The 14,124-nt window shown below is 31.6% G+C and carries 11 protein-coding genes; 10 read left to right on the top strand and 1 reads right to left on the bottom strand.

Features of this window, described 5'->3' with window-relative positions; translation table 11 throughout:
- Nucleotides 1–5 precede the first annotated feature (5 nt).
- The gene (locus ACUXZJ_RS00405) at nt 6–332 is read left to right on the top strand and encodes a hypothetical protein (RefSeq protein WP_060382942.1); all 327 of its coding nucleotides are present in this window, start codon (nt 6–8) and stop codon (nt 330–332) included.
- On the opposite strand, the gene ACUXZJ_RS00400 is transcribed toward ACUXZJ_RS00405, so the two are convergent.
- Nucleotides 329–4,750: a GEVED domain-containing protein gene (locus ACUXZJ_RS00400; protein ID WP_063743155.1), complete on the bottom strand. Its 4,422-nt coding sequence runs from the start codon at nt 4,748–4,750 to the stop codon at nt 329–331. The two genes, ACUXZJ_RS00405 and ACUXZJ_RS00400, sit on opposite strands and share 4 nt — an antisense overlap.
- 309 nt (nt 4,751–5,059) lie before the next feature.
- Between ACUXZJ_RS00400 and ACUXZJ_RS00395 the strand changes: the two genes are divergently transcribed.
- The 9 genes from ACUXZJ_RS00395 (at nt 5,060) to ACUXZJ_RS00355 (ending at nt 14,120) form a co-directional block, all read left to right on the top strand.
- The gene (locus tag ACUXZJ_RS00395) at nt 5,060–5,983 is read left to right on the top strand and encodes a 1-aminocyclopropane-1-carboxylate deaminase/D-cysteine desulfhydrase (RefSeq protein WP_063743154.1); all 924 of its coding nucleotides are present in this window, start codon (nt 5,060–5,062) and stop codon (nt 5,981–5,983) included.
- Nucleotides 5,984–6,124: 141 nt separating this feature from the next.
- Entirely contained in the window at nt 6,125–7,054 is a 930-nt protein-coding gene (locus ACUXZJ_RS00390) for a glucosaminidase domain-containing protein (RefSeq protein WP_060382939.1), read from the top strand.
- A 143-nt stretch (nt 7,055–7,197) separates the two neighbouring features.
- Entirely contained in the window at nt 7,198–8,484 is a 1,287-nt protein-coding gene (gene hemL, locus ACUXZJ_RS00385; RefSeq protein ID WP_063743153.1) for a glutamate-1-semialdehyde 2,1-aminomutase, read from the top strand.
- A gap of 157 nt (nt 8,485–8,641) precedes the next feature.
- Nucleotides 8,642–9,124, top strand: a complete 483-nt coding sequence (locus ACUXZJ_RS00380; protein WP_060382937.1) for a c-type cytochrome — start codon at nt 8,642–8,644, stop codon at nt 9,122–9,124.
- 8 nt (nt 9,125–9,132) lie between these two features.
- Nucleotides 9,133–11,106 carry a Sec-dependent nitrous-oxide reductase gene (gene nosZ, locus ACUXZJ_RS00375; protein ID WP_446195514.1) on the top strand — a complete coding sequence of 658 codons (1,974 nt, stop codon included), beginning with the start codon at nt 9,133–9,135 and terminating at the stop codon, nt 11,104–11,106.
- 92 nt (nt 11,107–11,198) lie between these two features.
- Nucleotides 11,199–11,777, top strand: a complete 579-nt coding sequence (locus tag ACUXZJ_RS00370; RefSeq protein ID WP_354018100.1) for a hypothetical protein — start codon at nt 11,199–11,201, stop codon at nt 11,775–11,777.
- Entirely contained in the window at nt 11,774–12,205 is a 432-nt protein-coding gene (locus tag ACUXZJ_RS00365; protein ID WP_060382934.1) for a nitrous oxide reductase accessory protein NosL, read from the top strand. The genes ACUXZJ_RS00370 and ACUXZJ_RS00365 overlap by 4 nt, the downstream gene beginning before the upstream one ends.
- Nucleotides 12,169–13,407 (top strand): nitrous oxide reductase family maturation protein NosD, encoded by a 1,239-nt coding sequence (locus tag ACUXZJ_RS00360; RefSeq protein WP_097609439.1) that lies wholly within the window; start codon nt 12,169–12,171, stop codon nt 13,405–13,407. Before ACUXZJ_RS00365 ends, ACUXZJ_RS00360 begins: the two co-directional genes overlap by 37 nt.
- Nucleotides 13,404–14,120: an ABC transporter ATP-binding protein gene (locus ACUXZJ_RS00355; RefSeq protein WP_060382932.1), complete on the top strand. Its 717-nt coding sequence runs from the start codon at nt 13,404–13,406 to the stop codon at nt 14,118–14,120. Before ACUXZJ_RS00360 ends, ACUXZJ_RS00355 begins: the two co-directional genes overlap by 4 nt.
- Nucleotides 14,121–14,124 lie beyond the last annotated feature (4 nt).

Raw genomic sequence — 14,124 nt, 5'->3', positions numbered from 1 at the left:
TATATATGTTTTTTATAGTATCTAAATATTTAACACCTAGAAGATTTCGTGGAATTACTTTTTTTCCATTTGTTTTTATGAGGAAGAAAGAAGATAAAAGAGATCCGTATTTTATGAATCATGAAAGAATTCATCTCCATCAGCAAAAAGAAATGTTGGTTTTGTTGTTTTTTATTTGGTACGGATTAGAATATTTGTTTCGGTTAGTGCAATTTAGAGATAAGCAACAAGCGTATTATAATATATCATTTGAAAGAGAGGCTTATAGAAAAGAGAAAGACCTCAACTATTTAGGGAGGAGGTCTTTTTGGGCATTCTTGAAATATGTTTAGTAAATTACTTTTTTTGTTATTATTGCGCCATTTTCGAGCGTTATTTTTACGAGGATTATATTTTGGGTGTTTTTTAAATGAAGTAAGGATTCTTTTTGGTTGATCTCTTTTGCTTGAAATAAAGTTTTTCCTAAAATATCATAGATTTCAATATTTTTTAAATTGAATAACTCTGATTTAATTTGTAATTCATTAGTTCCGTAAATAACGACACTATTATTGTATTCTTCATTATTGTTAGATAATGTTTCTTTTGTGTATTTAATTATGAAACGTCCTTTAAATATTCCTGTTTCACTATTGAATGAATAAGGACTTACAGTTAAATCATGAATTGTATTTGTTAATAAATCTTCTAGATATATTTTTTGATTAGTAGATTTGAAAAGACCATCTACTTCAGATATAGCAAACTTATATGAGCCATTTGTAGGTACTTGATAGCCAATATTAAATTTGTCGTTTATATCAAATATTCCTTTTCCTTGAATGATATATGCGTCGTTATCTAGTAGCGAAAAAGCCTTTAAAGGTGCTTCATAATCAGTTTTAGCATCAAAAAGAAAATCTTTTTCTGGAGTGGCACCTTCTGCATAACCTATTAGAAAAGTACTACTAGCAGAGTTACTATCTACTAAATCAATCCAAATTCGATTGGGTTGGTTTTCGTTTTTGTTGTCTGTTGTTCTATAAAATTGACTGTTATTATAAGCGTTATTTGAATTGTCAATGCGCATACTATTTTTAAAAATGATATTGTTTGTTAAAGGGTTACCATCTTTCATTTTTATAAGAAATCCTTGTCCCGCAGCTATTTTTCCGTTAAATCCTGTATCTGCTCCTGTACTACTTCCTAGACTGGATCCTAGTTTAGTATAGGTTAAATAATCACTATATGAATAGTTATTAGAAAAATTTTGATAATAAGGAGAAGCATTGTTTTTAGATATAGTTCCTTTATGTGTCCAAATTTGAATTCCTCCTTCTAATAGTGCTTCGTTTTCGGTTAAAAATTTGATAGCATCTATAGCAGAAGGATATGGATTACCAATTAAATTTAAGTTATCATCTAAATTAGTTATATAACGTCCAGTAGTACCTTTATAGTCTGCTCCTATATATGGACCTCTTTTAATAGGTATTGTAATGATGCCATTTCTTGGTGCTCCAGTAAAGGTGGTTGAAAAAGTAGGGTTGTTATTAGCCACTCTAATAATATACCCTTTGCCTGGTTGCATATTTTCAGTTGTGTTAAACCAATTGCCAAAACCAAAACCGTTAGGATTAGGATGGTCTGTTACCCAATGAAAAATTTTACTAGTTGGTGTATCTGGAGAGACACTGGTAATAGGGAAATTGTTTACAGGAGAAGACCAGTATATGTAATCAAATAGTTTTAAGCCAGTAGCCGTTCTGTCCATAGTAAAAGTACCTGAAATAGAATTAGGAGGAGAAGGATTGTCATTTCTTTGAACAAAATTAGCATTGTTGCGAACATTAAAAATTCCTCCTCCTTTTATATCCATCCAGTCTGTAATAATTAAATTATTATTGGCTTGCAATTCTAAATTTCCGTTTGATTTTATAGTTAGGTTTTTTCCATAGCCTGTATATTCAGTACCTCTAATTTTGGCGGTACTAGGTATGATTACACAAGTATTACTGTCAGGAATAATAGCAGGTGCCCAGTTTCCAGCTGTATCCCAACGATCATTTATAGTTCCTTTCCATGTACGAGTACTATTGGTAATTGTAATAGGAATGGTAGATAAACAGCCATTAGGTGTTAATGATTCTACAGATGTTGACCAAGAAGGCAATTCTATAGAAGAACCCTTAGGAGCAAAATAAACAGTTGATGTGTTTTGATTAGTGTAAAGAGTATCACCTACATTATCATTGTTTGTGTCAACATATAATATACCTGATGAATTATTCCATGAATAATTAGGGATAAAAGGTTTTGTTGCGTTTATGTAAACATCATCAATTGCCCAGCCTTCAGCCCAAGTACCTTTGTATTCAAATTTTATAGATAGTTTTTGAACGCCAATAGGTAATGAATAATTAGCAGATACAAAAGAATGTGGTAATCCTTGATCTGAATTATATTGTACTAATTGGGTCCAATGAGAACTATTTGCAGGATCAGGAGAAGCAAGTGTTGAATAATAAACAGTGGCTGTATCTGTATTATCAAAATCAGAGTAATAATGTCTAAAAGTTAAGGTTGCACTAGTACAACCAACCGTTGAAACAGGGCTTTTAGTTGTCATTCTACTGGTCATTGTAAGATTATAATAGTCAGAAGTTGTGAGTGCAAATGTATTATCTGCGTTTCCTGAACTGATAGCAGGTTTGAAAACGGTTGTATTTATGGGAACCGTTGGACTTACATATAGTTTCCAAGTAGCATTAGAAAAGAAATTACTAAGTGTTTGTGTTACGAGAAAATTGGTGTCTGAAATGTCAGATTCAGAAAATGTTTCAGTTAGTAAATTAAATTTAGTTTCTCCAACAGATGCTGTAATTTTTGCTTGTGAATTTTCTCCACAAATAACAGTTGATGAGGCATTTAAATTAATGTCAGTTGTTGATTTTATCTCAGCATTAACAAAAGTATTATAGAAACTTTGACATGTTCCATTATACCCCTTAACGTTGTATGTTTTACTTGTGTTTAATAAAGGAGTGATCCAAGTAGTAGTAGCTTGTCCAGAAACAATGGTACTTGGACTAGTTCCTTCCAGTGTATTTGTTACAGAGTCATACCATCTAAATTCCGTGATATTAGTGGTTCCGTATGCCTGTAAAGTAACAGTTCCTGGACCACAACTACTTCCTGATGTGGCAGCACTAACTTTAGCAACACAATAAGGTAAGATTGTTATCGTGTAATCTTCTGTTTCTCCATGGTCGTGATTTCCACAAGGATCTAAAACATTAGATGAAAAAGTTCTAATTCGGAGAGTATATGTTCCAGCTGGTACTGTGGTAGGGATTGTAAAACCTAATGTGTTTTTTAGCTCCGTGTATATACTACCAGTGGTGTACACCAATTCGTTACTTTCAAAAACGCCATTTTTGTTGTTCCAATCAATCCATATCCTTATAGTCTGACGAAAGGGCTTATCTGGTAGGGTTGCTAATAGGTTTACACCGCCTCCTTGTACCTGTGTAAACAAGTTAATATGTCTGTAATTTCCGTAGCCATTAGGAGAGTAACCTGTATTATTGTTAGCATAAGTTGTTACAGTACCTATAGATTCTAAACTATTTATATATCTAGAATTATTATTAGAAGAAGGAATACAGTATGCAAAACTTGTACTGGTATTTCCTGATAAAGGATTTGTTGTATTGTATCTAGGTCCTCCAGAGCAATTGGTATTATTGTAAGAAAAAATGTAATAATAATACGTTGTATTAGTTGCTAATCCACTATCATTAAAAGACGTATTTGTATCTGTGTCTACGACTACATAATTAGATCCTAATGCTGTAGATCCTATGGTATAAACAGTTCCATTAATTGGATTTGGTCTTATATTAGTACTAGAACGTACTACTAGATAATTATTAGGAGAAGGCTTTGCTTCTATAAAATTTCCAGTTATTGTAGAGCTATCAGACGTTAGAGTTAGCTCTGTGGGCTGAATTGTAGGGGTTGAACAAGGTTGAATTTGAATGGGAGTCCATGTAAAGGTTAAACCATTAGATGGCGCACTTGAACCGTTAGTTGTACATGTATTGATGTTTGTGGTTCCTCTAGTAGTTGTTGAAGCCCAACTAGAATGATTGGTTTTGTTTCTATTGTTAAAATCCGTATTAGTTGCACCTCTTAGTCCCACTTCTACATTTATGTTTTCACTTGTAGTAGTGCCAGTTGGGGAACAAATTCCATACACAATTGAAACAACATTAGTAGTTTCATATAGTTTTATTTGAAAGTCAAAATTTCCATTTCTATTATATCTTTTAGCATCATCCCATTGAATAGTAAAAACTCTATTAGGAGCGGATCCTGTTGTTGAATAAGTGATTGCCTTTGTTCCTGAATCAGCCATATCAACTCCAAGCGCACTTACAGCACCATTATAACCCGTTCCTGATGAAATAGGATTATACAAAGAACCATTAGGTATTGTTGTACCAAATGTAATGAATCCATTGCTACTAACGGTACAATTTGTATAATTAGAATTATTGAAATTAAAAGAGAAACCTATAGGAATATTAGGTACTACGTTTTCGTCCCATCCAGTATTAATAGCTACACTACCTGAGATAGAATTATATACTCCGCTACTTTCTGAAAAGTTGTATGATGATACCTGTCCTTGACTTTCATCTATAAATAGAACTAGAAATAATATAAGAAAAAATAAACCTTTCTTTTTTGTATGAAATTCTTTCATAAATGTTTGTTTTTTTGGAGATATTTGCTTATATTTTAAGCATGTAGATCGTAAAAATAGAATTTGTTAGAGTTATATACAATTTATTTTAAGCAAAAAAAGCCTTTGTCGATTTTTTTCTACAAACAATAAAGTTTTTTTGTTTAATTTTTTTTATTGGAAACTACTACAAACACTAGGTTTTTTTAATGATTTGATTTTTAGATTATGTTTTTACTTTTTTTTAAAAAAATATAAGAATTTTCTTTCTTTGTTAATAAAAAAGAAATTCTAAAATGCTTAATTTATAAAAAAATATACCTTTGTCTAGTGAATAGTTTAATACAAAAAATAGATATTCCTTTACCTCATGAAATCACGCTTTTTATTAAGCGAGAAGATCAAATTCACCCCTTTATTTCAGGAAATAAATATCGAAAGCTTAAGTATAATTTAAAATATTTAGAAAAAAATCATTACGATACATTGGTAACCTTTGGAGGTGCTTTTTCAAATCATATTGCGGCTACTGCTTTTGCTTGTAAAGAAAAAGGGATAAATTGTTTAGGAGTTATTAGAGGAGAAGAACTTTGGAAAGAAATAAGTTATAATGCTACTTTACAATTTGCTCAAAAATGGGGTATGAAATTTGAGTTTGTAACCAGAGAGCAATATCGAGATAAAGAAAATGTAGATTTTAAAGATTTTATAGAATCTAAATACGGAACCTGTTATTGGTTACCAGAAGGAGGAACGAATGAGCTAGCAATTAAAGGATGTACTGAAATTCTTAATGAATCAGATAGAGTGTATGATTATATATGTACAGCAGTTGGAACAGGAGGCACTATTTCAGGGATCATTAATAGTGCTCTATCCCATCAGGAAATTTTGGGATTTCCAGCCTTAAAAGGTGATTTTTTAAAGGCTGAGGTGCAATCATGGGTATTAAATAACAAGAAATGGGATATGGTAAATGATTACCATTTCGGAGGTTATGGAAAAGTAACGGAAGAATTGATTTGTTTTTTAAATAAATTTTATGCTAAAACAAAAATACCATTAGACCCCATATATACAGGCAAAATGCTGTTTGGGGTTATAGATATGATTCATAAAGGATGTTTTAAATCAGGAGCAAAAATTTTAACCATTCATACAGGAGGATTACAGGGGATAGAAGGAATGAATCAATTCTTAGATAAAAAAAATAAAACATTAATTGATTATGCTCATAGTTTAAAAAATCAATAATTTTGAACTTTTCTTTTAAAATAATTGTAAAAAGTAAAGAATAACTGAAATTTTGTTTTTAAAAAATATTATAAATAAAAACAAATTTTAAAAGAGTTCGTTTAAGTTATATACTAGAGAAATATAAAATAAAGTTACTTCATGAAAAAAATAACACATTTCTTATTAGTTCTCTTCTTAGTGAGTTGTGGAACTTCTAAACCGAAGATTCAAACAACCAAAAAAACAGCACATTCTACTACCCAAAAAAAAGGAACTCAATCTGAAAAAGAAATTACAAATGATCAAAATCTTCGTAAATCAGAAGAGTTAGTAGCAACCTCACGGGTAAAAGTTACCCCTGAAATAGTCAATGGTTATGTCTTACAATTTAAAGATGTTGCTATGAATAATATGAAAGAACATAAGGTACCCGCTAGTATTATTCTTGCCCAAGGAATTTTAGAGTCAGGTGCGGGTACAGGTACGCTTTGTCGTACTGCCAATAACCATTTTGGAATCAAATGTCATAAGGAATGGACAGGAGAATCTGTGCGTTATGATGACGATGCAGCTCAGGAATGTTTTAGGAAATATGAAAATCCTTCTCATTCTTATCGTGATCATTCCTTGTTTTTAACCTCTCGTTCTTGGTATGCACCATTGTTTAAACTTGATCCTTATGACTATAAAGGATGGGCGTATGGATTAAAAAAGTCTGGGTATGCAACTGATCCTAAATATCCTGAAAAACTTATCTCTATTATTGAACGATATAAACTTCATGAGTATGATTCTAAGGTTTTAGGTTTTGTTTTCATTCCTTTAACAAAAACAGAAGAGACAGTAAAGGAAACAAAAAATGCAATGCCCAAAGAGGTAACTCCTCAAGTGAAAGATACTGTGAAAATTTTAACCAAATCAAATTCTAAAACAGAAATTCCTAATACAGGTACCACCCATATTGTAGCACAAGGAGAAACATTGTATGCTATTTCAAAAAAATACAATACAACAGTAGAACAAATTCGTCAAAAAAACAGTTTGGTAGATAACGCAATAGCTATCGGACAAATATTAATAATTTTTTAGAAGCCTTAAGGCTATTTTTAAACATAGTTTTCGTTATACGCGTGTGGATCATTAAAAATAACATATTAATTCAGAATTGAATATTCAGGCATAATGAGAGTACTCCGTTTCAAGTAAAACTAAACCCAAACATTAGAAAAAAAATGATTTATCAAAGAAGCAGTCAGTTATTTCAGGAAGCGGCAGAAGTTATTCCAGGAGGAGTTAACTCACCTGTACGCGCTTTTAAGTATGTAGGAGGAATCCCTATTTTTGTTAAAGAAGCCAAAGGAGCTTATTTATATGACGAAGATGGTAATCGGTTAATAGATTATATCAACTCTTGGGGACCTATGATTTTAGGTCATGCCTATGAACCCGTAGTAAAAGCCGTAATAGAAAAAGCTCAAAAAGGAACCTCTTTTGGAATGCCTACCGAATTAGAAACACAAATAGCAAAATTAGCGGTTTCTATGGTACCTAATATTGATAAAATTCGATTTGTTAATTCAGGAACAGAAGCCTGTATGAGTGCTATTCGTTTAGCACGTGGGTTCACGAATCGTGATAAAATAATTAAATTTGCAGGATGTTATCACGGACATTCTGATTCGTTTTTAATCCAGGCAGGTAGTGGCGCTATTACTTTTGGTTCACCCAATAGCCCAGGAGTAACAGAAGGAACTGCTAAAGATACCTTATTAGCCAATTATAATGATATTGATAATGTAAAAGCGTTGTTAGAAGCTAATAAAGAACAAATAGCAGCCATTATCATAGAACCTGTTGCAGGAAATATGGGATGTGTACCCCCTAAAGAAGGTTTTTTACAAGCATTAAGAGAGGTTTGTGATATTCATGGTACATTATTGATTTTTGATGAAGTAATGACAGGATTTCGTTTAGCAAAAGGAGGAGCGCAAGAATTATTTAATATCAAAGCAGATATCGTTTGTTTTGGTAAAGTAATAGGAGGAGGGTTACCAGTAGGAGCCTTTGCAGCACGAAATGAAATAATGAATCATTTAGCACCATTAGGACCTGTTTATCAAGCAGGAACTTTATCAGGAAACCCCTTAGCAATGGCCGCTGGATTAGCAATGTTACAAGCATTAAATGAAGACCCTGAAATTTTTAATCGCTTAGATCAAAAAACAGCTTATTTAGAAAAAGGAATACATGAAGTATTAACTAAAAATAATATTTTATACACAATTAATCGAGTAGGATCTATGATTTCAGTTCATTTTGATCAAGCAGAGATAATTGATTTTGAAACATCTAAAAAAGGAGATAACCAATATTTTAAAGATTTTTTCCATGGATTAGTAAAAGAAGGCGTTTATATTGCACCATCAGCTTATGAAACATGGTTTATTACTGATGCCTTGACCTATGAAGATTTAGATTATACCATTCATGCTATAGATAAAGTATCAAAAAACTTATAAAAAAAGAAAAGCCCGATAATCTGGACATGCCCCAAAAAGTTAGACACTATTTGGGGCTTTTTTTATAAAAATTCAATTATTCTTTTTATGATTAGGGTCATAAGAAATTAATTATGTTCGTAGGAAATTTGTATAGTAATTATAAATAAGAAAAATTATGAAACGAATTTCATCAATCATTTTAGGTTTAACAATCCTAGTTTCATGTGGAAAAAAAGAGGGAAAAACAGAAGATTTTTCTAAATCAACACAAGAACAAGTAACTAAGCAAGAATCTAATTCAGACGCTTCTTCATACGATCCCAATAGAGGAGAAGGAAAGTTTGATAAAATTGAACTAGGAACTTTAGACCTAGCAAAAGCAACTGAAGGAGAAAAAGTGTCCGCAGTTAAATGTATTTCTTGTCATAAAACGACAGATGAAAAATTAGTAGGACCAGGTTGGAAAGGAGTAACGGAAAGAAGAAAACCAGAATGGATAATGAACTTTATAACCAATCCAGATCCAATGATTGATAAAGACCCTGAACTTCAAGCACAATTAGAAATTTGTCTAGTACGAATGCCTAATCAAGGTCTGACAGATGATGAAGCTAGAAATATTTTAGAATATATGCGAAAAAATGATGGTGTTAAATAATAGAAATCATGTATGAAAATATTTCAAAACTCGGATTGTTAATTTTAGTTATAGGAGGTGTTTTTTCCTGTAAACCTAAAAATTCAGGCGATGCTGTAAGTGGTGATGCTGCTCAGAAGACTTATGTTGCACCAGGTAAATACGATGAGTTCTATAATTTTGTTTCAGGAGGATTTAGTGGACAATTAAGCGTTTACGGATTGCCAAGTGGTCGATTATTTAGAGTAATTCCCGTGTTTTCTGTAGATCCCGAAAAAGGATGGGGATATAGTGAAGAAACAAAGCCAATGCTGAATACTTCCAATGGATTTGTGCCTTGGGATGATCTGCACCATACGGAATTATCTCAAACAAATGGTGAAGTTGACGGACGATGGGTTTTTGGAAATGCTAATAATACGCCTCGTATAGCACGTATTGATCTAAAAACTTTTAAAACAACTGAAATAATTGAATTGCCCAACTCAGGAGGCAATCATTCATCGCCATTTATTACAGAAAATACAGAGTATGTAGTCGCTGGAACACGGTTTAGTGTACCAGCGGATTATTCAAATGGAGATGTTGAAATTAATACTTTTAAGAAAAACTTTAAAGGACACATAAGTTTTGTTAAAGTAGGTAAGGAAGGAGAGATGGATTTAGCTTTTCAAATCGTAACACCAGGCGTAAATTTTGATTTATCTCATGCGGGTAAAGGAAAATCTCATGGTTGGTTCTTCTTTTCTTGTTACAATACAGAGCAAGCGAATACGTTATTAGAGGTTAATGCTTCTCAAAAAGATAAAGACTTCATAATGGCAGTAAATTGGAAAAAAGCAGAAGAATATTTAAAAGCAGGAAAAGCCAAAAAAGAAACTGTAAAATACGCTCATAATAAATGGAATGATAAAACACATTCTGCTACTTCAGAAATTAAAAATGAAGTTATGGTTTTAGATGCAGCAGAACTAAAAGATATTTGTTATATGATCCCTTGTCCTAAGTCACCACACGGTTGTGATGTAGATCCTTCAGGAGAATACATTGTAGGTTCAGGAAAATTAGCGGCCTTAGTTCCTGTATTTAGTTTTGATAAAATGATAACAGCTATTAATCATAAAAAATTTGAAGGAACATTTGATGGAATTAACGTAATAAAGTACGAAGAAGCATTGCACGGAGAGGTTCAAAAACCAGGTTTAGGACCTTTGCATACAGAGTTTGATGAAAGAGGCAATGCCTATACGACATTCTTTGTATCGTCAGAAGTTGTAAAATGGGATTTGAAAACACTAAAAATACTAGACAGAGTACCAACCTACTATTCTGTTGGTCATTTATGTATTCCTGGAGGAGATACTAAAAAACCTTTTGGTAAATACTTAATAGCTTATAATAAAATTACAAAAGACAGATACCTCCCAACGGGACCTGAATTGGCTCAATCAGCTCAAATTTTTGATATTAGCGGAGAAAAAATGCAAATGATCTTAGATTTCCCAACAATAGGAGAACCTCATTATGCACAAGCAGCACCAGCAGATCTAATCAGAAATAACGGACAATTGAAGTATTATAAAATTGCCGAAAATAAGCATCCTTTTGCAACAAAAGGAGAAAAAGAAGCTAAAGTAGTAAGAAAAGGAAAAGTCGTTCATGTATACATGACCTCTATCCGATCGCATTTTGCTCCTGATAATATTGAAGGAATAAAACTAGGAGATGAAGTATATTTTCATGTTACCAATTTAGAACAAGATTGGGACGTTCCGCATGGTTTTGCTATCAAAGGAGCTGATAATGGAGAGTTACTCATTATGCCCGGCGAAACCGCTACCTTACAATGGATCCCTAAGAGAGTAGGTATGTATCCTATGTATTGTACTGATTTTTGCAGTGCTTTACATCAGGAAATGCAAGGTTATGTAAGAGTATCTCCCGCCAATAGTAAAGTACCCATTACTTATAGTGTAGGAACCAATTTACCTAATACAAAATAAAATTACTTACAAGACTGTCTAAGTGTATAGTACTTAGTAATAAAAGTCTATTGTTTAGACAGTCTTTAGTTATTATGCTAATATTTTTCAAAATGAAAAATCAAAGAGTATCATTAGTATCAAAAGGACTTCTAATAATTGTGTCAGGACTTTTTATGGGATCCGTTTTTTTTCCGCTATGGCAAATACAACTAGATGCCCCTCAGTACCCTGAAGGACTGGTTCTAAGATTATATGCTGATAAAATAGGAGGAGATGTTGATATAATCAATGGTTTAAATCATTATATAGGGATGGAAACCCTTCATACAGAAAACTTTTTTGAATTTACGATCCTTACTTCTATAATTGTAGGTTTTGGACTAGTTTCCCTACTACTCCTATTTTTAGATAAAAAAAAATATGTGGGATCTTTTTTAGTACTATTTTTTTTATTCGTAATTCTATCAGCAATAGATTTTTACCGTTGGAATTACGAGTATGGACATAATCTAGATCCTAATGCTGCAATAAAAGTACCAGGAATGAGCTATCAACCTCCCTTAGTAGGTTATAAACAGTTATTAAACTTTGGAGCCTATTCTATTCCTGATAAAGGAGGCTGGATGCTAATAACTGCTGGAATAATACTGTTTTTTATAATGATTAATGAAAAAAATATACAATCATGAGAGTATTATATAGAATTTTATTGTTTTTCAGTTTTATTTTCTCATTATCGTGTGGCTCTGATAAACCCCAGCCCATAAAACTAAATATAGATTCTTGTGATTTTTGCAAAATGACCATTTCAAATCCTCAATTCTCTTGTCAGATAATTACAGATAAAGGAAGATGTTACAAGTTTGATGATCTCTCCTGTTTGCTTCAATACATTAGGAATACAAAAATAAAAGCAGTATATGTGTCAGATTATTTAAATAAAAACATGATTTCTGCAAACGATGGTTTTTTTGTAAAACATATCAATTTTAAAAGCCCAATGAATGGAAATATTGCTTGTTTTTCAAATTTAAAAGAAAGTAAAAAATATCAATCAAAACTTCATACAGATGTACTAAATTGGAAAGAATTAACTCAAATATACAAATCATATTAACTGCTTTAGCCTTAATTTTTTTTCAGAATTTGCAAGCAAAAACAATCGTCGTTAGCTATTCTATTAAAAAAGCTATAGAGCAGAGCGCAGACAATGATACAATTATTGTTCCTAAAAAAATATATCGAGAAGGAAATATCATGATTTCCAAAAAAATTGTTTTGATAGGCAAAGATTTTCCTCTAATTGATGGTGAAAACAAATTCGAAATTTTTTCAATAAATGCCGATAATGTTACCATAAAAGGGTTTAAAATAGTTAATTCAGGTTTTGCCGCACTTCAAGATCCTTGTGGAATTAGAGTGTATGACAAAGAAAATGTTGTTATAGAAAACAATATTTTAGATAATAACTTCTTTGGAATTTATATTCAAAATGGAAAAAATTGCCTGATTAAAAATAATAAACTAAAAGCTTATGGTCAGAAAGAACAATTAATAGGAAATGGTATTCATTGTTGGAAAAGCAAAAATTTAAGAATTATAGGCAATACAATAGAAGGACATAGAGACGGTATCTACTTTGAATTTGTAACAAATTCTGTTATTTGGAGAAATAGATCAAATAATAACATTCGTTATGGTTTGCATTTTATGTTTTCTCATGATGATGCTTATATAACAAATGTGTTTAAAAACAATGGAGCAGGTGTAGCCGTAATGTTTACTAAAAACGTTAAAATGTTTAATAATTATTTCGAAGAAAATTGGGGCGATTCTGCTTACGGATTATTATTAAAAGAAATATCAGATAGTTATATCTACAATAACAAGTTTGTTAGCAATACTTCGGGTATTTATATGGAAGGAACCTCCCGAATTTGGGTAGAAAAAAACCAATTCAAGAACAATGGATGGGGAATGAAAATTCAAGCCAGTTGTATGGATAACATTATAACGGATAATAATTTTATTAAAAACACCTTTGATGTAAGTACGAATGGGAGTTTAGTGATGAATACTTTTACTAAAAATTATTGGGACAAATACGAAGGATACGACATAAATAAAGATGGTTTAGGAGATGTACCTTATCATCCATTAAGTTTATTTGCTGTTTTAACAGAAAACATACCTTCAGCAATGCTATTGTATAGAAGTTTTATGATCGTGCTTTTAGATAAATCCGAAAAAGTTTTACCAACCATTACACCCGATAATTTTGTTGATAATCACCCCAAAACAAAACCTTTGCTTTTATGATTGTAATTGATAATTGTAATAAAAAATTCGAAAAATTAAACGTGCTAAAAAACGTGTCGATCACTTTAGAAAGCGGACAATGTGTTGCACTGATAGGGCCTAACGGTTGCGGAAAAACAACTTTAATCAAATCAATATTAGGAATGGTTATTCCTGATTCGGGAGCCATTTTTGTAAAGAACCAATTTATACAAAAAGATTTTTTGTACAGAAATAATATAGGTTATATGCCACAAATAGGACGATATCCAGAAGGACTAACCATTGGCGAAGTTATAGAAATGATAAAAGAACTAAGAAATTCAAAAGACAAATTAGATGAAGAGTTATTGCATTCTTTTGAAGTTCAAAAAATGTTTGATAAACCAATGGGCACATTATCAGGAGGAACTACACAAAAAGTAAGCGCTGTTTTAGCCTTTTTATTCAATCCTGATATTCTGATATTAGATGAGCCAACCGCAGGTCTAGATCCTTTAGCGGCTGAGATCCTAAAAACAAAAATTAATAAAGAAAAAGCAAAAGGAAAACTCATTATGATTACTTCTCACTTATTAAGTGAGTTAGACGACCTAATTACGCATATTATTTTTATGCAAGAAGGAGAAATACAATTCTATAAAACCATTAATGAACTAAAAAGTCAAACAGCTGAGGAAAAAATAAGCAAAGCCATTGCAAAAATTCTAAAACAAAAACTTTTTACAAATTAGAAAG

The organism is Flavobacterium sp. TN-1, assembly GCF_052828645.1.
The sequence above is the reverse complement of the archived record's forward strand: the minus strand, read 5'-3'. Positions and strand labels throughout refer to the sequence as shown.